This is a genomic window from Rhizobacter sp. P5_A1 (assembly GCF_056400745.1).
Genome location: NZ_JBFUKR010000003.1, coordinates 190,962 through 215,150, shown reverse-complemented (window position 1 = coordinate 215,150; position 24,189 = coordinate 190,962). Strand labels below are relative to the sequence as shown.

Here is a 24,189-nt window from a genome sequence, read left to right as displayed (position 1 = left end):
GGGTCGGCCTCTGTTGAAAGCTCTGTGGTGGAAAGAACCGCGGTGCAGGCGTCTCCGGATCGCCTGGCCCGCGGGCGAGGAAAGCTAGGAACTGTTCTCCGTACCAGCCGCGCCCGCGGACGGCGCGGGGCTGGCGGTGGACTGGCGCACGATCAGGTCGGCGCGCAAGGTCTGGTGCAGCGGCGCGCTGCGCCCGGGCTCCTCGATCGCGGACGCGAGACGCTCGAGCGCGAGGCCGCCGAGCTCGGTGATGCGCGCGCGCACCGTCGTCAGCGGCGGGTTCACGTAGCGGCTGATCGGCACGTCGTCGAAGCCGCCGAGCGCGATGTCGTTCGGCACCTGCAGGCCGGCCTCGTTCAGCGCCGACAGGCAGCCGATCGCCATCATGTCGTTGCTCGCGAACACCGCGCTGGGCCGCTGCGTCAGCGCGACGATCTGGCTGCCGGCGCGAAAGCCCGACTCCTTCGTGAAGTCGCCCTGCAGCACCTGCTCGTCGGTCTGCGGCAGCAGCTCGGCGATCGCATCGCGGTAGCCGCGCAGGCGCTCCTGGGCCTCGAAGTTGCTCTCGGGGCCGGCGATGAACGCGATCGCGCGATGCCCGCGCTCGACCAGGTGCCGCACCATCGCACTGGCGCCGCCGTAGTTGTCGACCGCGAACGACGAGTGGCTGCCGCCGGCGACGTGGGTGTTCATCAGCACCGCCGGCAGGTCGTCGGCGACGTTGCCCCACAGAAAATCGGCGCTGACATGCGGCGACATCACGAGCAGCCCGTCGACCCGGCCGTTCATCGCGCGCAGCGCCGCGGCGGCTTCGGCGGCGTCACCGTGGGAGCTCGACACCAGCAGGTGCAGGCCGCGCGCGCGCGCGGCGAGGTCGATGCCGCGGATCAGCTCGGAGAAGTACTCGCCGTGCAGATCGGGCAGCAGCGCGCCGACCGTGTGGGTGCGCCGCGTGATCATGCTTTGCGCCGCCGACGACGGCACGAAGCGCAGCTGCGCGACCACGCCCATCACGTGCTCGCGCGTCTGCGGGGTGACGTTCGAATGGCCGTTCAGCGCACGCGAGACGGTCGCGACGGAGACCCCGGCGAGGCGCGCGACGTCCTTGATGGTCGTGGCCATGCGGCGGCGTCGGTCAGGCGTCGCCGTCGAGCGCGGCGCCGTTCGACGCGATCACGCTGGCATAGAAGTGCGCGCTGTCTTTCAGCGTGCGCTGCTGGGTGTCGAAGTTGACGTGAACCAGACCGAAGCGCTTCGAGTAGCCGAGCGACCATTCGAGGTTGTCCATCAGCGACCAGGCGCAATAGCCGCGCAGGTCGACGCCCTGCTCGATCGCGTCGTGGATCGCGCGCAGGTGACTGCGGTAGTAGGCCAGGCGCAGCGGGTCGGCGACGCGGCCGTCGTCGCCGGCCTTCGGCGGGTCGTAGAAGGCGGCGCCGTTCTCGGTCACGTACTGCGGGATGTCGCCGTAGCGCTGCTTGATCCAGGTCAGGATCTCGGTCAGGCCCTGCGGGTGCACCTCCCAGCCGGTGTCGGTGTAGGTCGATTGCGACTGCGCCACGACCGCGGTCTTGACCGGCCACGCGCTTTCCTCGTGGCGAATCATGTCGCGCATGTAGTAGTTGATGCCGACGAAGTCGATCTTCTGGCCGATCAGCTTGTGATCTTCGGCCGGCCATTCGGGCCAGGCCTCGCCGAAGATCTCGGTCATCTCGTCGGGGTACTTGCCGAGAAACACCGGGTCGAGGTACTGGCGATTCATGTAGGCATCGGCGCGGCGTGTCGCGGCGATGTCTTCGGGCTTGTTTGTCGCCGGGTGCTTGGGCGCGAGGTTCACGACCAGCCCGATCTCGTGCCGGCCGAGCGCGCGATACGCCTGCACCGCCTTGCCGTGCGAGCGCAGCAGCTGGTGCGAGGCGATCGGCGCCTCGAAGCGGTTCTTGTGGCCCGGCGCGAGCGCGCCGTGCAGATAGCCGCCGTCGGTGACGACCCAGGGCTCGTTCAGCGTGGCCCATTTCTTCACGCGGCCGTCGAGGCGCTTGTACATCACGCTCGCGTAGTCGGCGAACCAGTCGGCGACATCGGGGTTGAGCCAGCCGCCGCGGTCGTCGAGCGCGGAAGGCAGGTCCCAGTGGTAGAGGGTCGCGAGCGGCTCGATGCCGTTCTCGAGCAGCGTGTCGACCAGGCGCTCATAAAAGCCGAGCCCGCCCTCGTTGACGCGGCCGCGCCCCTCGGGCATCACGCGCGCCCAGGCGATGCTGAAGCGGTAGGCGGTCAGGCCCAGGCGCTTCATCAGCGCGACGTCTTCCTTCATGCGGTGGTAGTGGTCGCAGGCGACGTCGCCGGTGTCGCCGTTCTTCACCATCCCGGGCGTCCGCACGAAGCGGTGCCAGATGCTCGGCCCGGCGCCGTCGGCCAGCGGGGAACCCTCGATCTGGTAGGCCGAGGTCGCGGCGCCCCAGAGAAAGGATTCCGGGAACTTGTACATCTTCACTGCGAGGTGCTCCGATGGTCTGGCGGGTTGATGTAAACGTTATCATTCGAGCACATTCGCACCCATTGGGGTAAATGCGGTGTGAAGAAATGTTCACATCCGGGGCCGTTCCGCGGCAGGCACGCACAACAAAAAGCCGCCTCGCGGCGGCTTCTCGGGCACGGTGAAGCGGGCGTTCAGGCGGCGACCGGCGCCATCGCGAGCAAGCGCGCAACGCGCTCCTCGGTCGACGGGTGTGTCGAGAACAGCCCGCGCAGCCCGCCGGCCGACAGCGGGTTAACGATCATCATCTGCGCGGTCTCGGGGTGGCGCTCGGCGGCTTCGAGCGGGACGCCTTGCGCGACGTTGTGGATCTTCTGCAGCGCGCTGGCGAGCGCGCGCGGGTTGCCCGAGATCTCGGCGCCGCCGCGGTCGGCCTCGAACTCGCGCGCGCGGCTGATTGCCATCTGGATCAGGCTCGCGGCGATCGGCGCGAGGATCATCACCAGGATGCCGACGATCGGGTTCGTCGAGCGGCCTTCGCTGTCGCGGCCGCCAAAGAACATCGCGAAGTTCGCGAGCATCGAGATCGCGCCGGCCATCGTCGCACTGACGGTGCTGATCAGGATGTCGCGGTGGCGCACGTGGGCGAGCTCGTGGGCCATCACGCCGCGCAATTCGGGTTCGGACAGCATGCGCAGGATGCCGGTGGTCGCGGCGACCGCAGCGTGCTCCGGGTTGCGGCCGGTCGCGAACGCGTTCGGCGCGTCTTCGTTGATCAGGTAGACCTTCGGCATCGGCAGCTGCGCGCGTTGCGCGAGCTCGGCGACCATGCGATAGAACTGCGGCGCGGAGCTCTCGTCGACCTGCTGCGCGTTGTACATCTTCAGCACCAGCGTGTCGGAAAACCAGTAGCTGAAGAAGTTCATGCCGAGCGCGACGACGAGCGCGATCGCCATCCCCTGGCGGCCGCCGAGCAGCGAGCCGATGGCCATGAACAGCGCGGTGATCGCTGCCATCAGGACCGCGGTCTTGAGCAGATTGAACATGGCGTGGTGTCCTCGTTGGGAAGACGTCATTGAAGACGCCGGAGACGCACAGATGCGGGCAGGCCGCCGGAGTTCAACGATTCGGCGATGTGAAGACCCGGCCGGAAACGAGCGCCCCGCCCTGCAGACCCTGGACGAATGGTGCCGCCGGCAGGCGCTTGCCGCCGGCGCGCTGCAGTTCGGTCAGCCGCAGCGCGCCTTCGCCGCACGCCACGGTGATGCCGGCGGCGTCGACCGCGAGCACCTCGCCGGGCGCGCCGGTGCCGGACACGACGCTGGCGCGCCAGCACTTGATCGTCTCGCCGTCGAGCGCGGTGCTGGCGCCGGGAAACGGATCGAACGCGCGCAGCCGGCGCTCGATCGTCGCCGCACTCCCGTGCCAGTCGATCGGGCCCTCGGCCTTGTCGATCTTGTGCGCATAGCTGATGCCGTCGAGCGGCTGGGGCCGGCGCACCAGCCCGCCGCAGGCCGCGAGCTCGAGCGCCTCGACGATCAGCCGGCCGCCGCAGGCCGCGAGCTTGTCGTGCAGCGTCGCGGCGGTGTCGTCGAGCGCGATCGGGAGCGATTCGGCGAGCAGCATGTCGCCGGTGTCCAGGCCGGCGTCCATCTGCATGATCGTGATGCCGGTGCGCGCGTCGCCGGCCTCGATCGCGCGCTGGATCGGCGCGGCGCCGCGCCAGCGCGGCAGCAGCGAGCCGTGGATGTTCAGGCAGCCCAGGCGCGGCAGGTCGAGCACCCATTGCGGCAGGATCAGGCCGTAGGCGGCGACGACGAGCACGTCGGGCCGCGCCGCGAGCAGCGCGTCGCGCGCCACCGCGGCCTCGTCGGCGAACTTGCCATCGAGCTTCAGGCTGCGCGGCTGCGCGAGCGCGAAACCGTGTTCGAGCGCGAATGCCTTGACCGGCGACGCATGCATCTTCATGCCGCGGCCGGCCGGGCGATCGGGCTGGGTCAGCACGAGGCCGATCCGGAACCCGGCTGCCTGCAGCTGCGCGAGCGCGAAGTGCGCGAACTCGGGCGTTCCGGCGAACGCGACGTTCATGCCTCCTCGCGCGCCTTCTTCAGCATCTTGGTCTTGATGCGGTCGCGCTTGAGCTGGCTCAGGTACTCGACGAAGACCTTGCCGATCAGGTGATCCATCTCGTGCTGGACGCAGATCGCGAGCAGGCCCTCGGCCGCGAACTCCTGCGACCGGCCGTCGCGGTCGAGCGCGCGCACCGTGACCCGCGCATGGCGCTGGACCTTGTCGTAGACCAGCGGCACCGACAGGCAGCCTTCGTCGACGAAGCTCATCTCCTCGCTCTTCGCGATCAGCTCGGGGTTGATCAGCACGCGCGGGTCGTCGCGGGTGTCGGAGGTGTCCATCACGATCACGCGCTCGTGCACGTCGACCTGGGTCGCGGCGAGGCCGACGCCATCGGCCGCGTACATGCTCTCGAGCATGTCGTCGACGAGCTGGCGGATGCGCGCGTCGACCTGCGCGACGGGTTTGGCGACGATGTGCAGGCGCGGATCGGGGTAGCGCAGGATGTTCAGCTTGGCCATGGAGGTTTCATTTCGGTGGCGCCTCGGGCGCCGCCGGCATTGTGGAACTGACGCAACGCCCGCCACCGTGACAGGTCTCACACGGCGCCGCGGGCGGGGTCACTTTCGTTGCGATATCAAGGGTTTAGAGGCAGAATCTGTGAAACTGATTGAGCATTTTCGCCGAAGCGTTGTTGGCACGGCGAAGACAGCGGACTAAACCCCATCGCGCGGGCGCCCCATGCCGTGCATCGCCTGAGAGACACCTACATGACCCGTCGTGATCGATCCGTTTCTCATGTTCGCCGGGCTGCCGGTACCGTGTCTGTCGGTGCGATGCTGGGCCTGGCCTTGTGTGCCAGCGCGGTTCAGGCTGCCGATTATCCGATCACTTCGCAGCAGCGCGGCACCGCGCAGAAGGTCGCGCAGGATGGCGTTGCGCTGTCGGAGCTGGCACCCAACGCGCCCGACTCTTACACGGTGAAGACGCGCGACACGCTCTGGGACATCTCCAAGCTGTTCCTGAAGAGCCCGTGGCGCTGGCCCGAGCTGTGGGGCATGAACCTGGAACAGATCCGCAACCCGCACCTGATCTACCCGGGGCAGGTGCTGGTGCTCGACAAGACCGGCGGCCGCGCCCGGCTGCGCATGGGCCAGGCGGTCGGCGCCACCGGGACCGACAAGCTCTCGCCGCGCGTGCGTTCGTCCGCGCTCGGGGCGGATTCACTGGCGTCGATCCCGTTCGGGCTGATCGAGCCGTTCCTCAGCGAGGCGGTGATCTTCCAGACCAACGAGCTGCAGGCGGCGCCGCGCATTGTCGCGACGCAAGAGGGCCGCGTGATCCTCGGCCGCGGCGACACCGCCTACGTGCGCGGCGAGCTGAGCAACGGCAGCGACTACCGCATCTTCCGCGAGCCGAAGCCGCTGGTCGATCCGACCACGAAGGAACTGCTGGGCTACGAGGCCCGTTACGTCGGCTCGGCCGAATACACGCGCCAGGGCGAGACGCGGGTCGATGCGGCCGGCAAGTCCGAGGTCGTGCCGGCCACCTTCACGGTGACCAGCGTGCGCACCGAGGCGGGTGTCGGCGACCGGCTCGCGCTGGTGCCGGCCCGCGAGTACACGAACTACGCGCCGCACGCGCCGCAGGGCGTGCTCGAAGGCCAGATCGTCTCGCTGTACGGCGATGCGCTGACGGCCGGCCAGAATCAGATCGTCTCGCTGAACCGCGGCACCCGTGACGGCATGGAGCGCGGCCACGTGCTTGCGCTGATCCACAACGGCGCACGTGTCGTCGACACCACCGACCCGAGCAAACCGACGATCAAGCTGCCGGACGAGCGGCATGGCCTGCTGTTCGTGTTCCGCGTCTTCGACCGGATGTCGTACGCGCTGATCCTGTCGGTGAAGGAACCGGTGTCGCCGGGGGACCGCTTCACGCAGCCCTGAAGTCCCGATCCCCGAACACAAGATCGGCCGGCGCCCCGCCGGCCGCGTGCCGCGACTCCGCAGCGTGATCGAACGCGATGAACTCGGCGCCTGGCTGCGCCTGCTGGAGACACCGCTGCTCGGGCGCGAGTCGGCGCGCCGGCTGCTCGCGGCGTTCGGCTCGCCCGAGGCCGTGATTGCAGCCTCGACCGCAGCGCGGCGTGAAGTCGTCGGCGCACAGCAGGCCCCCGCGCTCGAGACCGAGCCTGAAATACTCGAAGCCCTGCTCGATGCCACGCTCGCCTGGCTGAACACCGCGGCGGTCGAACCGCGCGCGGTGATCACGCTCGGCGACCCGCGCTACCCGCGCGCACTGCTCGACGCGCCTGACCCGCCGCTGCTGATCTATGCGCAGGGCCGGATCGAGTTGCTGCAGGCCGATGCGATCGCCGTCGTCGGCAGCCGCAACCCGACGCCGCAAGGCGCCGACAACGCCCGCGCGTTCGCCAGCCACCTGAGCCACGCCGGGCTGACCGTCGTTTCCGGCCTCGCGCTCGGCGTCGATGCGGCGGCGCACGCGGGTGGCCTCGACGGCGCCGCCAGCACGATCGCGGTGGTCGGCACGGGCCTCGACATCGTCTACCCGCGGCGCAACCTCGGCCTCGCGCACCGCATCGCCGACAAGGGCCTGATCGTCAGTGAATACGCGCTCGGAACGCCGTCGATGGCGCAGAACTTCCCGCGGCGCAATCGCATCATCGCCGGGCTCGGGGGCGGCACGCTGGTGGTCGAGGCGGCGCTGAAATCCGGCTCGCTGATCACCGCACGGCTCGCGAACGAGGCCGGGCGCGAAGTGTTCGCGATCCCCGGCTCGATTCACTCGCCGCAGTCGCGCGGCTGCCACGCGCTGATCAAGCAGGGCGCGAAACTGGTCGAGACCGCGCAGGACATCCTCGAAGAGCTGCGCCTGCCGGGCGCCACGCCGGATGCGCCGGCTGCCGCGCCGGGCGCCGATCCGGCCGATGCGCCTTTGCTTGCCGCGCTCGGCTTCGACCCGGTCACGCTCGACGCTCTCGCCGCGCGCACCGGCTGGAGCGCCGCGGAGCTCAGCACGCGGCTGCTCGGCCTCGAACTCGATGGCCGGGTCGCGCGCCTGCCGGGCCAGCTGTTCCAGCGCCGGGCACCAGGCTGAAGCGCGATGACCGGCGCGTCGATTGCGGCGCAAAACCGGGTATCCGCGACCGCCGTGCGGCCCGAGCGGCTGCGGTATAGTGAAACCATGTTCGATGTGCTCGTGTACCTGTACGAAAACTACTGGCGCCCCGATGCCTGTCCGGACCACGACCAGCTGACGCGCAAGCTCTCGTCGGTTGGCTTCGAATCAGACGAGATCGAGGAGGCGCTGTCGTGGCTCGACGGGGTCGCCGCCGCCGCGCAGGCGTATGTCGGCGAACAGGGCGAATCCAGCCTGCGCGTCTACTCGCCGGCCGAGCAGGAACACCTGGGCGAAGACTCGATCGGCTTCATCAGCTTCCTCGAATCGGCCGGTGTGCTTCCGCCGCCGATGCGCGAAATGGTGATCGACCGCGCCAGCGCGATCCCCGGCGGCCCGATCGACCTCGAAGACCTGAAGATCATCGTGCTGATGGTGTTCTGGAGCCTCGGCGAAGAGCCGGATGCGCTGATCCTCGACGAGCTGTTCGTCGATGTCGAAGACCGCTTGATCCATTGATGGAGGCCTTCGGCCGACGCACATGTCGGCCGATCCCCCGAGGGGATGCGGGGCCGCGGCCCGCGCGCGTTCCCTATGCCAGCAACCGGCTCGGATCGCCGTCGAGCTTGGCCATCGCGCTGCGCGTCGCGCGCACCGTCAGCGATTCGTCTTGCGCCGGCACGAGCAGGCCGGCCTGCAGAAACGCCGCGAGGCGGTTCTGCTGAAACAGCACGCCGCGCCCTTGCGGCGAGACGAACAGCGTCAGCTGCCGGCGCATGCCTTGCCAGGCGAGCTGCATCGGCTCGTTGCGGCTGCGGTAGTCGAGCATGTACCAGCTGCCGACCTGCAGCTCGCGCGCCCACGCGATCATCGCCGGCGTCGGCATCGAGCCACCCTCGGAAACGACCTCGAGCTCGGAGCTCTCGTGGCCCGACAGGTCGTGCACCATCGATTCGTCGATCTCGAGGTCGTCGGCCTCGGGAAGCAGCTCTTCGAGCGTCTCGAGGCGTGCCATCAGCTCTTCGAGGCGCTCATGCGGAATCGCCGCGGTCTTCGCGGTGAACGCGGCGGCGAGCGAGTTGTTCAGGCGCTGGATGTGCTCATCCTGCTTGTCGGCCGGCACGCCGGCGTTGTCCATGCCATCGCGCAGTGTCTTCAGCAGCGGCGGCAGACGGCGGATCACCTCGGCGCGTTCCTCGCGCGAGACCTTCGCGCTGGCCGACCAGATCAGGTCGGCGGCGGCGCGCTTCATCTCGCGCGTCGCATCGCTCTGGTTGCCGGCCTTGACGGCGGTCATCGCGAGCACGTCGGCCCAGACGTGGAACAGGAACTCGCGCACCCCTTCCTGAACCGGCACTTCGTTGAGCATCTTGCGCAACTCGATCGTGTACTGGATCGCCAGCGTCTCGCGCTGCTCGACCTGCTGCGCCAGCGACACGCCCTTGCGCGACGCCTCGTTCTCGTTCTTGAAGTAGTGCTCGAGGAACTTCTCGAACTCGATCAGCACGGTCTGGAACACGCGCCGTCCGGTGTCGGGATAGGCCTCGACGACCTGCACGATGCGCTTGATCTCTTTCTCGAGGATGTCGCCGACGGCACGGCTGGTCGCGTCGAAGCCCATCACGCACGAGCCCATGCGGTCGATCAGGCGCCGCGCCGGGTGGTCGATCGTCGCGAAGAAATCGGGCTCGCTGACCGCGACGCGCAGCACCGGCATCTGCAGCCGCGCGAACCAGACGCGCACCGCGCTCGCGATGCGCTCTTCGGTCAGGATGCTCTGGAACAGCAGCGCGACGATCTCGATCGTCGCACGCTCGACCGGCGTGGTCGCGGCCTGCTTCAGGGCCTGCTTGCGCTGGTTCAGTTCCTCGAGCAGCGCCGGCGTGCTGACATGGCCGCCGGCCACGGTGCGCTGGTGCTCGGCCGTCTCGAGGCGCCGCGCGATGCCCTGCTGCGCCTCGTTGATCGCGCTCTTCAGCCGGGGCGCGGTCATCACCGGGCGGTCTTGCTGCGTGACGCCGAAACCCGGCAGCTGCCGGCCGACGAGCCGGTTCAGGCGGCCGAGCACGGCTTCGGCATGATCGGCGCCACGCGCCAGCCCGCCGGCGCGGGTCATCATGCGGGTCTCGTCGCCGACGTTTGCGCGACCATCGGCGCCGCCCGACGCGGCAAAGCCGCCGGTGTTGCCATGGCCCGAGTGCGTGAAGCCGCCGGTGCGGCTGCCGCGCGAGCGCCGGATGAACGGGCGCAGGTCGATCTCGGGCAGCACGTGGCGCTCGAGCAGGAAGCGGTTCGTCTCGTGGTAGCCCTCTTCGGCGAAGAGCGCGAACTCTTCGTGCAGCACGCCCTGCAGCTGCCGCCATGCGTCCAGGCTCAACCCGGCGGCGCGCCACGACGCGCTGATGATGCGGGCAAACACGTGTGGACGCAGCACATCGTTGGTGTCGAGTTCGTCACGACCTTCGAGCATGTTGATGCGCGAGCGCAGGTCGGTGAACTCCCAGGATGCGCGATCCATCATCGACAGCGCGAGTTTCGAGCTGATGATCTCGTGCTCGATCGTGTCGTCGTCGACGAGGCTGAGCTTGGCGTGGCGGCTCGCCGGCAACGGCAGGTCGCCGGGACCCGTCGCGGACACCAGCCCGCTCTGGCGCGCGCCGCGCAGCATCGAGGTCATGCCCTGGAGCCAGAACGGCGCGGCCTTTTGCAGGTCGGGCACGAGCTCGCGGCGCTTCATCGCGACCATCGGTTCGGCCTTCTGGCTCAGCAGAAGACGGGCGCCCTGCTCGACCGCCTGCACCACGTTCGGCAGACCGGACAGCAGACCCTCCATGTAGGAGCGCCTGGCCTGTTGGGCCAATGCCGTCGGGTTGGCAGGGGTCGGCATGTGTCGGTGACGCTTCCTGAGAATATTACGGGCTGACTCTACACCACCGCCCCGGCGTTCGGGTCATCGGGATCGGTCTCCTTCGCGGGGCCGGCCTTGACCAGATCCTCGCGTTTGACGCCCAGCCACATCGCGATTGCGGCAGCCACGAATACCGATGAATAGATGCCGAACAGGATGCCGATCGTCAGCGCGATCGCGAAGCCGTGCAGCGTCGGCCCGCCGAAGATCAGCATCGACAGCACCATCGCCTGCGTGCAGCCGTGCGTGATGATCGTGCGGCTCATCGTGCTGGTGATCGCGTGGTCGATGACCTCGTGCGTGTTCATCTTGCGAAAGCGCCGGAACGCCTCGCGGATCCGGTCGAAGATGACGACCGATTCGTTCACCGAGTAGCCCAGCACGGCGAGCACCGCGGCGAGCACCGTCAGGTTGAACTCCCACTGAAAGAACGCGAAGAAGCCGAGGATGATGATCACGTCGTGCAGGTTCGCGATGATCGCGGCGACCGCGAACTTCCACTCGAAGCGGATCGCCAGGTAGATCATGATGCCGACGACGACCGCGAGCAGCGCATACGTCCCGTTGACCGCCAGCTCGCGCCCGACCTGCGGCCCGACGTACTCGACGCTGCGCTGCTGCACCGGTTCGATCGAACCGGCCGCCCCGCTCGCCGAACACGCCGGTCGGCTCACCGTCTCGCCCTTCTCGGTCGTCATCTGGCGCACGCTGACGCTGCCGTTCTCGGCCTTGCACAGCGTCTCGAACACCGCGGCGGCCACTTGCGTCTGTTTGGTCGCCTGGGTCGCCGGCAGCCGGATGATCACGTCGCGCGAGCTGCCGAAGTTCTGCACCTGCGACTCGCCATAGTTCAGCTTGTCGACGTTGGCGCGGATCTTCTCGACATCGGCGGTCTGTGCATAGCTCGCCTGCATCACGATGCCGCCGGTGAACTCGATCGAGTAGTGCAGCCCGCGCGTCGCGAGGAAGAACACTGCGGCAAGGAAGGTCACCGCCGAGATGATGTTGAACACCAGCGCATGCCGCATGAACGGGATGTCGCGCCGGATTCTGAAGAACTCCATGAGTGATCCTTGTGCTGTTGCGTCGTCGGGCGTTCGGCGGATCAGGTCTTCACCGCAGGCACATCGGCCGCCTGCGGCTTCCAGACCTGGCCGATCGCGACGCTCTTCAACTTCTTCTGGCGCCCGTACCAGAGGTTCACGAGGCCGCGCGAGAACACGACCGCCGAGAACATCGAGGTCACGATGCCCAGGCAGTGCACGACCGCGAAGCCGCGCACCGGCCCGGAGCCGAACGCGAGCAGCGCGAGGCCGGCGATCAAGGTCGTGACGTTCGAGTCGAGGATGGTTCCGAAGGCGCGCTCGTAGCCCTCGCTGATCGCGACCTGCGGCGACTTGCCGGCGCGCAGCTCCTCGCGCACGCGCTCGTTGATCAGCACGTTCGAATCGATCGCCATACCCAGCGTCAGCGCGATCGCCGCGATGCCGGGCAGCGACAGCGTGGCCTGCAGCATCGACAGCACCGCGAGCAGCAGCAGCAGGTTGAAGCCCAGCGCCAGCGTCGAGACGATGCCGAAGAGCTGGTAGTAGACGCACATGAAGAGCGCGATCGCGGCGAAACCGAACAGCACGCTGTGAAAACCCTTCGTGATGTTGTCGGCGCCCAGGCTCGGGCCGATCGTGCGCTCTTCGATGATGTCCATCGGCGCGGCCAACGAACCGGCGCGCAGCAGCAGCGAGGTGTCGTTCGCTTCGCCGGCCGTCATGCGGCCAGAGATCTGGAAGTGCGAGCCGAGCTCGCCGCGGATCACCGGCGCGGTCACGACCTCGCCCTTGCCCTTCTCGAACAGCAGGATCGCCATGCGCTTGCCGATGTTGTCGCGCGAGATGTCCTTCATGATGCGCGCGCCCTTGGCGTCGACCGTCAGGTTCACGACCGGCTCGTGGGTCTGGCCGTCGAAGCCGGGTTGCGCGTCGGTCAGGTTGTCGCCGGTCAGAACGACCTGGCGCTTGACGATCAGCGGGCTGCCGTCGCGATCGGCGAAGCGCTCGGTGCCGAACGGCACCGGGCCGTTGCCGCGCACCGCGAGCACCGCCTCGCTGCTGTCGTCGACCATGCGCAGCTCGAGCGTCGCGGTGCGGCCGATGATGTCCTTCGCCTTCGCGGTGTCCTGCACGCCCGGGAGCTGCACGACGACGCGGTCGGCGCCCTGCTGCTGGATCACCGGCTCGGCCACGCCGAGTTCGTTGACGCGGTTGTGCAGGGTCGTGATGTTCTGCGTGATCGCCGTGTCCTGCACGCGCTTCGCGGCCTCGGGTTTCAGGCTGCCGGTCAGCTTGATGTCGGTGCCGTCGGGCGTCTCGATCCATTGCAGGTCGGGCAGCTGATCGCCGAGCAGCGTGCGCGCGGCCGTCACCGTCTCGCGGTCGCGGAAGCGCACGTCGACGTTGTTGCCATCGCGCGTGATCCCGGCGTGGCGCAGGTTCTTGTCGCGCAGCAAGGTGCGGATGTCGCCGGTCAGCGCCTCGGCCTTCTTCGTCAGCGCCGACTTCATGTCGACCTGCATCAGGAAGTAGACGCCGCCGCGCAGGTCGAGGCCGAGGAACATCGGCAGCGCGTGCAGCGAGGTCAGCCAGCCCGGCGAGCGCGACAGCAGGTTCAGCGCGACGATGTAGCTGGGGTTCGCCGCGTCCGGGTTCAGCGCGGCGTTGATCGCGTCTTTCGCCTTGCGCTGCGCGTCGAGGTCGTCGAAGCGTGCCTTCACCGAGTTGCCCTCGAACTGCACGAAGTCGGCTTTCAGGCCGGCCTTGGCGATGATCTCCTGGATGCGCGGCGCCATCGTGGCGTCGAGCTTCAGCGTGGCCTTGCCGCTGCTGACCTGCACCGCCGGCGCTTCGCCGAAGACGTTGGGCAGCGTATAGACCAGCCCGACCAGCAGGGCGATCACGAGCAGTGCGTATTTCCAGGCGGGATAGCGATTCATCGATGGGTTCCTTCAGCGGCGCACGTCAAAAAAGCAAACGGCCCGTCGCACCTCGTCGGGTGCGCGAGCCGCCTGCGCGCGCAGCGCAGCATTTACTTCGCGGCGACCGTGCCCTTGGGCAGCACCTGCACGACCGCGCCGCGCTGCACCTGGATCTCGACGCCGCTCGCGACCTCGACCGTCAGGTAGCTCTCGCCGATCTTCGAGATCTTGCCGAGCATGCCGCCGGTGGTGACGACCTCGTCGCCCTTCGCGAGCGCGTCGATCATCGCCTTGGATTCCTTCTGGCGCTTCATCTGCGGGCGGATCATCACGAAGTACAGCACCACGAACATCAGCACCAGCGGCAGCATGCTGCCCAGGCTGCCGAACATGGAGTCGGACGCGGCGGCGGGTGCGGCTTGCGCGAAAGCTTCGGAAATGAACACTTGAGAATCCTCTTTGGGGTCCGGCACGGCGCCGGTAGCGAAACCCGTCGATTGTAAGACGCGCCCCCGGCGCGCGAATGAATGCCCCGACAGCGGCCCGCGCGGCGTCAGGCCGCCCGCGCGACGAGGCGCAGCCGCGTGATCTCGGACGGTGCGCCGAAGCGCTTCGGCGGCCCCCAGTAGCCGGTGCCGCGGCTGGTGTAGATCCACAGTCCGCGCAACCGATGCAGGCCCGCGGTGAACGGCTGCTGCAGCCGCACGAACAGGTTCCACGGCAGGAACTGCCCGCCGTGCGTGTGGCCCGACAGCTGCAGATGGAAGCCGGCCCGCTCGGCGGCCTCGGCGCTGCGCGGCTGGTGCGCGAGCAGCACCCGCGTCGTCGCGGCGTCCGGCGCGCCGGCGAGCGCGGCCTGCGGATCGCTGCGCTGGGCCGGATCGAAGTGGTGCGCGCTGTAGTCGGTCACACCGGCCACCAGCAGCGGCATGCCGCCGTGCTGCAGCACGACATGCTCGTTCAGCAGCACGCGCAGGCCGATGCGCCGCAGCTCGACGACCCACGCCGGCGCGCCCGAGTAGTACTCGTGGTTGCCGGTGACGAAGAAGGTGCCGTGCGTCGAGCTCAGCGCCGCGAGCGGGGCGACATGGCCGGCGAGTTCGTGCACCGAGCCGTCGACCAAGTCACCGGTGACGGCCACCATGTCGACCTCGAGACGATTCACCGCCACGACGATGCGCTGCAGGTAGGCGCGCTTGATCGTCGGCCCGACGTGGATGTCGCTGATCTGCGCGATCGTGAAGCCGTGCAGCGCGGCCGGCAGCCCGGTGATCGGCACATCGACCGAGACGACCGCCGCGGTGCGCCGCGCGTTGACGAAGCCCCACAGCGTGATCAGCGCGCCGAGCAGCGGCACCGCGAGCGCGCTCTTCGCCTCGAGGCCGAGTGCCGCCAGCGCGCCATCGGGCAACGCGAGCGTGACCGCCACCGCGGCGAGCAGCAACACATCGCGCAGCAGCGTCAGCACGAACAGCGACGAGAACAGCCCCATCGCGAGCGCGCCGGCCCATGCGAGCCGGTCCGACAGCGGCTGGCGGCGCACGAGCCGCGCGAGCAGCGCCATCGGCATCAGCAGCGCCGAGGCGAGCAGCAGCGCGACGAACAGCGCGGCCGGCCACGTGCCGCCCGGCAGCGCCGGCGCCACGCGCCAGCCCACGTAGGCGTGCAGCAGCGAAGAGACCAGGAACAGCGGAGCGAGCGACATCGGAGGAAACAGCGGCGGAAGTGAGTCAGCCGCATGTGGTTGCGAACCGCACGAGCGCAAGCCCTCGCGCTCGCCCGCGCGATGCGGGGTTACGGCAGGCGTGTGACGCGCGGCGTCGCGATCGGCGCGCGTTCGGCCTTCAGGTAGGCGAGCAGCGCGTCGAGGTCCTGCCCGCCGCCGGTGCGTGCCTCGCCCTTCTGCAGCGTGATGAAGCCGTCGCCGCCCTCGGCCATGAAACTGTTGACCGTGACGCGGTAGGCGCGGCCCGCGACGATCGGCTCGGCGTTCAGCCGCATGTCGCGAACGTGGTCGCCGGCGGTCGCGTCGGACTGCCAGGTGTAGGCGAACCCTTCGGACGGTTGCAGCACCGTCATGTCGCCGCCGGCCTTCTGCTGCGATTCGAGCAGCGCCTTCAGCTGCGCGCCGGTCAATGTCATCACCACCAGGCTGTTGCCGAACGGCTGCATCGTGAATACCTGCCCGAAGGTCACCGTGCAAGGCGGCGTGCCGCGGCACTCGAGGTCGCTGCGGATGCCGCCCGGGTTCATCAGCGCGATCTGCGCGCCGCCGTTCGACGGCTCACGCGTCGCCGCGAGTTGCGAGTCGGCGATCAGCCGGCCGGCGGCGCTGTCGACCTCGCCGCCGCGACCGAAGCGACTCGTGATCGTGCCGACGCGGCGCTCGGCCTTCGGCGCGACGATTGCCGCGTAGCGTGCGACCTGCGCGGCGATCGCTGGATCCGGCTTCGTTGCACGCAGCACGTCGGCATACGGCGCCGGCGTGGCAGCGGCGAGGCGTTCGCGCAGCAGCGGATCGGTCGCGTCGTTGACGACCGGCAGGTTGTAGCTGCGCGTCGCCGCCGCGACGATCGCGCGCGTCTTGCGGTCGATCTCGACATCGACGACCGAGACGCCGCGCCCGTACGAGGTGCCCGAGATGATCGTGCGGCCGCCGACGATGCAGCGGTAGCCCTGGTGCGTGTGGGCCGAGAAGACCACGCTGATCTCGGGCGCGAGCTGCTCGGCGATCTCGAAGATCGGGCCCGAGCGGTTCGGGCAGGTCGTGTCGTTCCAGTCGCCGCGGTTCTGCGGCGTGCCGAGCTCGCCGCCCTCGTGGAAGATCGCGACGATCGTCTTCACGCCGAGCGCGCGCAGCTGGCGCGCGGCGCGGTTCACGCCCTCGGCCTCGTCGATGAAACGCAGCCCGGCCACGCCCGACGGCACGACGATCGACGGCGTCGTCTTCGTGACCGCGCCGATGATGCCGACACGGATGCCGGCGACGCGCTTGATCGTGTACGGCGGCAGCACCGGCCTGCCCTGCGTGTCGAGCACATTCGACGCGAGCATCGGAAACTTCGCGCCGGTGTAGCGCTCGAGCCCGCAGGAGGTCACCGCGTCGTCGGGCAGTGTCGCCGCACAGCCGCCGGTCGCGATGCGTTGCAGCTCGGTGATGCCGGCGTCGAACTCGTGATTGCCGACGCTGCCGGCGTCGAGCCCGATCGCGTTCATGACCTCGATGGTCGACTCGTGGCGGAACAGCGTCGACACCAGCGGCGCCGCGCCGATCAGGTCACCGCCCGACAGCATCAGGCTGTTCGGCGCGCCGGCGCGCAGCGTTTGCACGATGCCGGCCAGTGCCGCCGCACCGCCCGCCGCGACACGCAGCGGCTTGCCGCCCTGCGGGTCGGCCAGGGTCAGGCTCAGACCGGTCGATTCGAGGTTGCCGTGGAAATCGTTGATGCCGATCAGCCTCAGGTGCACCGGCTCGGCGGCCTGCGCGAGGCCGCACACACCGAGCAGCGCGGTCAGCAGAAGGCGCCGGCAGGCGCGGGGAAACGGCATCGAATCGGGCATCGTCATGGTCGGATCGGCAAACAGGAAAAGTGAAAACGGCGCAAACGCCATCATGACGTTTGCGCCGGCTCGAGGCGGTCGAATCAGATCACTGGATCAATAGTCGACCTGGAAGGTCAGGCTCGTGAAGCGCGGCGCGCCCGCATAGTAGAACGGTGCGCCGGCAGCCCCGCCGTTGACGATCGTGATGTTCGAGCCGCTACCGGCGTTGGCCGTGAAGTACTGCTTGTTGAAGATGTTGCTCACGTTCAGCCGGATGATCGGGTTCTTGAAACCGTTGCCGCTCGGGTTCGGCAGCTTCCATGCCGTGTTCAGGTCGAACGTCGTGTAAGCCGGAATCGCAGTGTCATTGGTCAGCGTCAGGAAGCGGCCGGTCGTGTACTTGCCGGCGATGTTGATCAGGTAGGGACCGTTCGCGTACTGCAGCGACAACGCCGCCATGCCCTTGGGCGTATCGGGGAACTGCTTGCCCGCGGTCGGGTAGAAGGTCGTCGCGGTGCGAGGCATGTCGCTGTCCAGCGTGCTCTTCGTGTAGGTCAGCGAGGCATACGCACTGAAGCCGGCGACCGGCACCGTGCCGGCCTCGAGTTCGAGGCCCTTGGTCGTCGAATTGCCGACGTTGAAGTCGTGCGTGATGTTCTCGGTGATGTCGTAGCTCGACGCGATGCGGTCCTTGAACTTGTTGTAGAAGGCTGTCGCCGACGCGCGGAACATATCGCCCTTGTAGCGTGCGCCGAGATCGAGGTTGACCGAGGTCTCCGGCTTGACAGTCACCGGCAGGAAACCGGTCGCCGTGCCCACCCCGTTGAGGTAGGTCACGCCCTTCGCCAGGGTCATGTAGTCGTTCTTGTTCGGTATTCTGAAGTTCTTCGCCAGGCTGCCGAACAGTTGCACCCGGTCGGTTGCCTGCAGGCTGGCCGCCAGGCTGGGCAAGAGCACGGAGTACTTCTTGTCGACGCTGTAGTCGACTCCGCCGCTGCCGGCGCTGGCGCCGCTGCCCGCGGTGAGCGAGTTTGCATAGTTGCTGTATTGCCGGTGGGTGCTGCGGTAGCTGAGCGCAGGTGTGACTTGCAGCTTGTTGTTCAGCAGATCGATCGTGTCCTGGACGAAGATGCTGTGGGCCGTCGTCAGCGTGAACTGGTCGCGGTTCTGGTAGCTCGTTCCGTCGGCGTAGGTCAGCAGGTTGCCGCCAAGCCAGATGTCGGTAACGCCACCGCCGTTGTCGACCGTGACCGCGGGCGCCCACTCGCGGAACCGTGCCCGCTCGAACCAGACGCCGCCGTTGATCTTCTGGTTGTCCAGCACGTAGGTCAGTGTGGCAGTCACGCCCGGGCGGAAGGTCTTGGACAGCGTGGAGCGGTACACGAGGACGCTGTCGAGGGTGTCGCCGTCGCCGTTGATGTCGGCGATGCCGCCGTGCACGGCGGTGCCCGACGTCGCCTCCTGTAGCAGACTCTGTTGGACGCCACCGGTCCCGTAGCCGTACCAGAGGTAGGGCGAGACGTCCAGGCGCAGACGATCGGTCAGGCCGAAGCTCGCCTTGCCGGAGATCAAGTAATTCTCGAACGGGTTGAGCGAGTAGCCGTAGTAAGGCGGGTTCGGCGAGACATCACTCTGTTTTGTGCCCTTCACCGGCGTCTGGTGCTGCGGAACCACCGACGAGTAGTCGCCGTAGTACCCATTCGTGGCCCAGCCTGTTTGGTTGAACGACTGGAAGTTGTTCGTGATCGCACGGTTGTAGAGCAGGCTCGCGCTCAACTTGTTGCCGGAGCCGAGGTCGTACTCGGCACCCGCGTCGAGGTGCTTGCGGTCGGCGCGGCCCCCGCCTTTCCACTTGTCGACACGCGCATCGGAGATGGACAGAAAGCCCTTGAAGGCGCCGACCTTGCCCGTGTCGACACGCGCGAACCCGCGGAAGAACCCGAGCTGGCCACCCGACAGCGCGATGCGCACGCGCTGCGCATTCTCCGGTCCGCAGGACTGCAGGCCGACGTTGCCGCCGGTCGCGCCGACGTGCGGTGCATCGGTATCGGGTGCGCCCTGCGTCACGTAGAGCGAACACAGGTTCTCCACGTCGACATACTCCTGCGGGTAGACCCGGAAGTCGCCCGAGTCGTTGACTGGCGCCCCGTTGATCGTGAAGCCCATCTGGTCGCTGTTGAAGCCGCGCACCCGCAGGTTGCCGCCGAACATGCCGGTCGCGTCGAAGCTCGAGCTGTTGACGCCCGGCAGCAGCGACAGCGCCTGGAACGGGTTGCTGGTGGAGCGGATTTTTTCTAGCTGCGCCTTGGTCACTGAGCTGCGCGCCTTAGGTGCGTCTTCATCCATCAGCAGGCCGGTGCCGAGCTTGTCGCCTTCGCCGGTGACGGTGACCTTGTTCAGTTCGGTGCTCGCCGACTGCGCGTGGGCAGCGCCGAGCATGGCGAGCATGGCCAGGGCCACGGCGTTGAGCGTGAAGGTGCGCATGAAGAGATGTCCTTTCTGGGGGCGGGCGGAGGGAGGGCGAATGGGTGACGCGTTCGTCTCGGGCGCCGACGCCGGCGCATCAGGCAAACGTTTGCGCGATGCGGTCAAGGCAGCAAGCTGGAACGAGCTCATCAGGGAGGTTTCAGGCCGGAAACTGCGAATGTGAGGAAATGTAGAGCAAGGAGCTTGCCAGCCCTGGATGACGCGCGCGTGACCTGTTGGTGCAGCGCGACAGTCGCCGCGACCCGGAACAGTGCACTTTTCGAGCAGCGGCTTCAGCGCACGAAACAGGCTCGGAATTCGGCGCGCAGCCGCGCCGCGTCGACGCCGATGCAGACCGCTTGCGCCGGCGCGTCCGCCCACGCGCCGGCACGGGAACTGTCGGTCGCCAGCAGCTGGATCGTCTGCCCCGCGGCGATGCCCTCGGTGACGACGCGCACCGCGCCGCGGCGCAACGCGAAGGCCGATGCATCGAGCGCGCAGGCGACCGCGCTGGCATCGTGCGAGTAGATGCCGCCACCGGTCTGCGGTCGATAGAAATCCTCATAGCAGCGCGTGATCGCGCGGATGAATGCGCCCTCGGCGCCGCCGTCGCGGCCCAGCGCGTCGAGGTCGGCGGTGCTCAGCAGCACCTCGTGGGTCACGTCCAACCCGACGATCGTGACCGGCCAGCGCGCCGTGAAGACGCGGTCGGCGGCGTGCGGGTCGCACGCGATGTTGGCCTCGGCGACCGGCGAGACATTGCCGCGATGACCGTTCTCGCCGAACGCGCCGCCCATCACGACGACCGCCTTCACGTGGTCGACGAGCTGCGGATCGTGTTGCAACGCCAGCGCCAGGTTCGTCAGCGGGCCGACCGCGACGAGCGTCACCTCGCCGGGGTGGCGGCGCGCCATCTCGACGATGAACTGCGCTGCGGCGAGCGCTTCTTCGCGCCGCGTTCGCGCGGCCGGCAGGTCGACATTGCCCATCGCATCGTGGCCGTGAACCTCGTGCGGGAACGCCCCCGGTGGCGTGAACAGCGCCTGCGCGGCACCGCGCGCGATCGGCACGTCGATGCCGAAACGCTCGCACAACGCCAGCGCGTTCGCGGTCGTGCGCTCGATCGCGGCATTGCCGAACACGGTCGTGATGCCGAGCAAGTCGGCGCGCGGATCGCGGGCCAGCATCAGCAGGGCCATCGCATCGTCGATGCCGGGGTCGGTGTCGAACAGGATCTTCATCGGGTCGTGTTTCGAGGCAGAGAGGTGATGGCGCGACGGCTCACCAGCAGGCGCGGCCGTGCGCGAGCGCCGGCACGCCGAGGTGGCGCGCCAGCGTCTGGCCGAGGTCGGCGAAACTGGAACGCACGCCGAGCGGCAGCGCACGCGGAACCGGCACGCCGGCGAACAGCAGCGGCACATGCTCGCGGGTGTGGTCGCTGCCCGGCCAGGTCGGATCGCAGCCGTGGTCGGCGCTCAGCGCGAGCAGATCGCCGGGGCCGAGCGCACCGAGCAGGCGCGGCAGGAAGGCATCGAAGGCTTCGAGCGCATCGGCATAGCCGGCCACATCGCGGCGATGGCCGTAGAGCATGTCGAAGTCGACCAGGTTCGCGAACACCAGGCCGCCGTCGGCGCAGGTCCGCCAGGCTTCGAGTGTCTGCGCGCACAGCTCGCCGTTGCCGTCGCCATGGCGATGCTGCGTGACGCCGCGCCCCGCGAAGATGTCGCGGATCTTGCCGATGCCGTGGACCTCGCGACCGGCGCCGGCCAGCACGTCGAGCAGCGTCGGCGCGGGCGGCGGGGTCGTGTAGTCGTGGCGGTTCGCGGTGCGGCGGTAGTGGCCGCCGGCGCCGCTGAACGGCCGCGCGATCACGCGCGCGATGTTCGCCGCGTCGAAGATCGTCTTCGCGATCTCGCAGATCTCGTACAGGCGCTGCAGGCCGAAGTGCGTTTCGTGGGCCGCGACCTGGAACACGCTGTCGCTGCTCGTGTAGCAGATCGGCCAGCCGCTGCGCAGGTGCGCGTCGCCGAGGCGCTCGATGATCTCGGTGCCGCTCGCGTGGCAGTTGCCGAGGCTGCCGCCCAGGCTGCAGGCGGCATACCAGCGCTGCATCAGCGCGGGCGGGAACACCGGCACCGCCGGGTCGTCCGACTTCTCGAAGTAGCCCCAATCGAAGTCGACCGGGCAGCCCATCAATTCCCAGTGGCCGCTGGGCGTGTCCTTGCCGCGGCTGACCTCGGCGGCGGCACCGTACGCGCCCTGCGGTTCGTCGCAGACCGCGAGCCCGAGCGGCCAGTGCCCGCTGGCCGCTCGCGCCGCCTGCGGCAAGCCGAGCTGCGACAGGTTCGGCAAGTGCAGCGGCCGACCCTGCGCGACGCACCATTGCGCGATGTGGCCGAAGGTGTCGGCGCCGACATCGCCGAAGCGTGGCGCATCGGGCGCGGCGCCGAGGCCGAACGAGTCGAGGACGACGACGAGCGCGCGGGTCATCGTGCGCCCGCCTCGATGCGCTCGATCAGCACCGGCGCGGCCGGCGGCGCGGCATCGACGATCTCGAACAGCGGCGCCAGCCCGGCGCAGACTGCGTTCGCGCTCGCGTCATCGGCCGCATGCACGACGGCCAGCGGATCGCCGACTTCGACGCGCCGGCCGATGCCGACGACTTCGCTCAGGCCGACGCGATGGTCGACCGCATCGCTCGCCTGGCGCCTGCCGCCGCCGAGTTCGACGACCCGCAGTCCGACTGCGCGCGTCGCGATCGCGCCGATCCAACCGGCACGCGTCGCGCGCAGCGCATGCTGCACCGGCGCGGCCAGCAGGTAGGCGTCGGCGCGCTCGATGAAGTCGACCGGGCCACCGAGCGCGGCGACCATGCGCGCGAAACGATCCAGCGCCGCGCCGCTCGCGAGCACCGCATCGACACGCCGCAGCGCGCCATCGCGCTGCTCGGCGAGCCCGCCGATCAGCAACAGCTCCGCGCTCAGCGTGCGCGTGACCTCGACCAGGCGCGGATCACAGGCATCGCCGCGCAGGAACGCGAGCGCCTCGCGCACCTCGAGCGCGTTGCCGCAGCTGTGGCCCAGCACCTGGTTCATGTCGGTGATCCACGCGCGCGTCGGCAGCCCGGCGCCTTCGGCGACCTGCACGATCGATCGCGCGAGCGAACGCGCCATCGGCAGATCCGCCGCGAACGCGCCATTGCCGCTCTTCACGTCCATCACCAGCCCCTGCAGACCGGCGGCGAGCTTCTTCGACAGGATGCTCGCGGTGATCAGCGGGATCGATTCGACCGTCGCGGTCACGTCGCGGATCGCATACAGGCGCCGATCGGCCGGCGCGAGTGTCGCGGTCTGGCCGACGATCGCACAGCCGGCGGCGCGCAACGCGCTGCGCAGCCGCTCGGGAGTCGGCGCGGTCTGGTAGCCCGGGATGCTGTCGAACTTGTCGAGCGTGCCGCCGGTGTGGCTTAAGCCCCGACCCGAGATCATCGGCACGAAGCCACCGCACGCGGCGACGATCGGCGCGAGCAGCAGGCTCACCTTGTCGCCCACACCACCGGTCGAATGCTTGTCGAGGATCGGCCCGCCGAGGTTCGCCCCCGCCCACTCGAGCAGCTCGCCGGAGCGCGTCATCGCGCGCGTCAGTGCAACGGTCTCGGCGCTCGACATGCCGTTCAGGAACAGCGCCATCGCCATCGCGGCGGCCTGCGATTCGCTCCACGACGCATCGACCAGCCCGCCGACGAACGCGTCGATCTGCGCGCGGTCCAGCGCGTGGCCGTCGCGTTTGTGGCGGATGATTTCCTGCGCGAGCACGTTGATCGCTCAGTAGCTTCCGGGCGCCCCGGCGGCCGGCGCCACACGCCCACCGAGCAGTGCCTCGATGTCGTTCAGCAGCCCGCTGGCGCCGATCCGGAAGCGCCGCGGGTTCAGCGCCGACGCGCCGAGGATGCGTTCGCACAGCGCGAAGTAGGCCGCCGCGTCGGCGACCGTGCGGATGCCGCCCGAGGCCTTGAAGCCGACACGCCCGGCCGCGCGCGCATCGGCGGCGATCGCCTCGAGCATCACGGTCGCGGCCTGCGGCGTCGCGCTGACCGGGGTCTTGCCGGTGCTGGTCTTCAGGAAGTCGGCGCCGGCCTCCAGGCTCAGCTGCGCGGCGCGAGCGATCAGCGCATCGGAGCCGAGCACGCCGGTCTCGAGGATCACCTTCAGCGTCAGGCCCGCGCAGGCCTTGCGGACCGCGGCGAGCAGCGCGGCGACCGCGCGTTCGTCGCCCTGCTGCAGGCGTGCGAACGGCAGCACGACATCGACCTCCTGCGCGCCGGCAGCGACGATCGCGCGCGTGTCGAGCAGCGCGCGTTCGACATCGGCGCCGCCGTCGGGAAAGTTCGCGACCGCGGCGACCGCGATGGCCGCCGGCAACTCGCGCCGTGCGAGCGCCGCAAAACGCGGCCACACGCACACCGCGGCAACGGCGCCAGACGGGCCGTTGGCGCGCGCGCAGAGCTTGATCACGTCGGCCTCGGTGTCGGCGTCGTTCAGGCTCGTCAGGTCCAGGCACGCGAGCGCGAGTCGGGCGTGCGCGATGGTTTGCGAATCCTGATGGTTCATCGCCCTC

General features: G+C 68.9%; 20 protein-coding genes. 4 read left to right on the top strand and 16 right to left on the bottom strand.

Features of this window, described 5'->3' with window-relative positions; genetic code table 11:
* Positions 1 to 84: 84 nt before the first annotated feature.
* The 5 genes from AC1DTW_RS04585 to def all read right to left on the bottom strand — a co-directional run bounded on the left by AC1DTW_RS04585 (position 85) and on the right by def (position 5,067).
* Positions 85 to 1,122 (bottom strand): LacI family DNA-binding transcriptional regulator, encoded by a 1,038-nt coding sequence (locus AC1DTW_RS04585; RefSeq protein ID WP_477979573.1) that lies wholly within the window; start codon positions 1,120 to 1,122, stop codon positions 85 to 87.
* Between the two features lie 13 nt (positions 1,123 to 1,135).
* Positions 1,136 to 2,488: a GH1 family beta-glucosidase gene (locus AC1DTW_RS04580; RefSeq protein WP_477979823.1), complete on the bottom strand. Its 1,353-nt coding sequence runs from the start codon at positions 2,486 to 2,488 to the stop codon at positions 1,136 to 1,138.
* Positions 2,489 to 2,670: 182 nt separating this feature from the next.
* Complete coding sequence (gene htpX, locus AC1DTW_RS04575; RefSeq protein WP_477979571.1) at positions 2,671 to 3,522, bottom strand: zinc metalloprotease HtpX; 852 nt, start codon at positions 3,520 to 3,522, stop codon at positions 2,671 to 2,673.
* 73 nt (positions 3,523 to 3,595) lie between these two features.
* Complete coding sequence (gene fmt, locus AC1DTW_RS04570) at positions 3,596 to 4,564, bottom strand: methionyl-tRNA formyltransferase (RefSeq protein ID WP_477979569.1); 969 nt, start codon at positions 4,562 to 4,564, stop codon at positions 3,596 to 3,598.
* Positions 4,561 to 5,067 carry a peptide deformylase gene (gene def, locus AC1DTW_RS04565; RefSeq protein ID WP_477979567.1) on the bottom strand — a complete coding sequence of 169 codons (507 nt, stop codon included), beginning with the start codon at positions 5,065 to 5,067 and terminating at the stop codon, positions 4,561 to 4,563. The genes fmt and def overlap by 4 nt, the downstream gene beginning before the upstream one ends.
* A gap of 249 nt (positions 5,068 to 5,316) precedes the next feature.
* Here def and AC1DTW_RS04560 point away from each other — a divergent pair, with 249 nt between their 5' ends.
* The 3 genes from AC1DTW_RS04560 (at position 5,317) to AC1DTW_RS04550 (ending at position 8,206) form a co-directional block, all read left to right on the top strand.
* Complete coding sequence (locus AC1DTW_RS04560; RefSeq protein WP_477979565.1) at positions 5,317 to 6,495, top strand: LysM peptidoglycan-binding domain-containing protein; 1,179 nt, start codon at positions 5,317 to 5,319, stop codon at positions 6,493 to 6,495.
* A 67-nt stretch (positions 6,496 to 6,562) separates the two neighbouring features.
* Complete coding sequence (dprA, locus tag AC1DTW_RS04555; protein ID WP_477979821.1) at positions 6,563 to 7,666, top strand: DNA-processing protein DprA; 1,104 nt, start codon at positions 6,563 to 6,565, stop codon at positions 7,664 to 7,666.
* 87 nt (positions 7,667 to 7,753) lie between these two features.
* Entirely contained in the window at positions 7,754 to 8,206 is a 453-nt protein-coding gene (locus AC1DTW_RS04550; RefSeq protein ID WP_477979563.1) for a Smg family protein, read from the top strand.
* A gap of 73 nt (positions 8,207 to 8,279) precedes the next feature.
* On the opposite strand, the gene AC1DTW_RS04545 is transcribed toward AC1DTW_RS04550, so the two are convergent.
* The 7 genes from AC1DTW_RS04545 to AC1DTW_RS04515 all read right to left on the bottom strand — a co-directional run bounded on the left by AC1DTW_RS04545 (position 8,280) and on the right by AC1DTW_RS04515 (position 19,590).
* On the bottom strand, positions 8,280 to 10,574 hold the full coding sequence (locus tag AC1DTW_RS04545) for a DUF1631 family protein (protein WP_477979561.1): 2,295 nt from the start codon (positions 10,572 to 10,574) through the stop codon (positions 8,280 to 8,282).
* Positions 10,575 to 10,612: 38 nt separating this feature from the next.
* Complete coding sequence (gene secF, locus AC1DTW_RS04540; RefSeq protein ID WP_477979559.1) at positions 10,613 to 11,659, bottom strand: protein translocase subunit SecF; 1,047 nt, start codon at positions 11,657 to 11,659, stop codon at positions 10,613 to 10,615.
* A 41-nt stretch (positions 11,660 to 11,700) separates the two neighbouring features.
* Positions 11,701 to 13,581: a protein translocase subunit SecD gene (secD, locus tag AC1DTW_RS04535; RefSeq protein WP_477979557.1), complete on the bottom strand. Its 1,881-nt coding sequence runs from the start codon at positions 13,579 to 13,581 to the stop codon at positions 11,701 to 11,703.
* A gap of 92 nt (positions 13,582 to 13,673) precedes the next feature.
* The gene (gene yajC, locus AC1DTW_RS04530; protein ID WP_477979555.1) at positions 13,674 to 14,009 is read right to left on the bottom strand and encodes a preprotein translocase subunit YajC; all 336 of its coding nucleotides are present in this window, start codon (positions 14,007 to 14,009) and stop codon (positions 13,674 to 13,676) included.
* A gap of 107 nt (positions 14,010 to 14,116) precedes the next feature.
* Positions 14,117 to 15,268: a metallophosphoesterase gene (locus tag AC1DTW_RS04525; protein WP_477979553.1), complete on the bottom strand. Its 1,152-nt coding sequence runs from the start codon at positions 15,266 to 15,268 to the stop codon at positions 14,117 to 14,119.
* 89 nt (positions 15,269 to 15,357) lie between these two features.
* Positions 15,358 to 17,130, bottom strand: coding sequence for a bifunctional metallophosphatase/5'-nucleotidase (locus tag AC1DTW_RS04520; protein ID WP_477979551.1), 1,773 nt, complete (start codon positions 17,128 to 17,130; stop codon positions 15,358 to 15,360).
* Positions 17,131 to 17,220: 90 nt separating this feature from the next.
* Entirely contained in the window at positions 17,221 to 19,590 is a 2,370-nt protein-coding gene (locus tag AC1DTW_RS04515; protein WP_477979549.1) for a TonB-dependent receptor, read from the bottom strand.
* Between the two features lie 40 nt (positions 19,591 to 19,630).
* Here AC1DTW_RS04515 and AC1DTW_RS04510 point away from each other — a divergent pair, with 40 nt between their 5' ends.
* Entirely contained in the window at positions 19,631 to 19,756 is a 126-nt protein-coding gene (locus AC1DTW_RS04510; RefSeq protein ID WP_477979547.1) for a hypothetical protein, read from the top strand.
* Between the two features lie 109 nt (positions 19,757 to 19,865).
* Here AC1DTW_RS04510 and AC1DTW_RS04505 read toward each other — a convergent pair whose 3' ends face one another.
* From AC1DTW_RS04505 to deoC, 4 genes are read right to left on the bottom strand one after another with little or no spacing between them, the layout of a single operon-like run.
* Positions 19,866 to 20,813, bottom strand: coding sequence for a nucleoside hydrolase (locus AC1DTW_RS04505; RefSeq protein ID WP_477979545.1), 948 nt, complete (start codon positions 20,811 to 20,813; stop codon positions 19,866 to 19,868).
* A 40-nt stretch (positions 20,814 to 20,853) separates the two neighbouring features.
* Positions 20,854 to 22,062 carry a phosphopentomutase gene (locus AC1DTW_RS04500; protein WP_477979543.1) on the bottom strand — a complete coding sequence of 403 codons (1,209 nt, stop codon included), beginning with the start codon at positions 22,060 to 22,062 and terminating at the stop codon, positions 20,854 to 20,856.
* Positions 22,059 to 23,393 carry a thymidine phosphorylase gene (deoA, locus tag AC1DTW_RS04495; protein WP_477979819.1) on the bottom strand — a complete coding sequence of 445 codons (1,335 nt, stop codon included), beginning with the start codon at positions 23,391 to 23,393 and terminating at the stop codon, positions 22,059 to 22,061. The genes AC1DTW_RS04500 and deoA overlap by 4 nt, the downstream gene beginning before the upstream one ends.
* Before the next feature lie 3 nt (positions 23,394 to 23,396).
* A complete protein-coding gene (gene deoC / locus AC1DTW_RS04490; RefSeq protein ID WP_477979541.1) occupies positions 23,397 to 24,182 on the bottom strand; it encodes a deoxyribose-phosphate aldolase in 786 nt (261 codons plus the stop codon).
* Between the last annotated feature and the right edge of the window lie 7 nt (positions 24,183 to 24,189).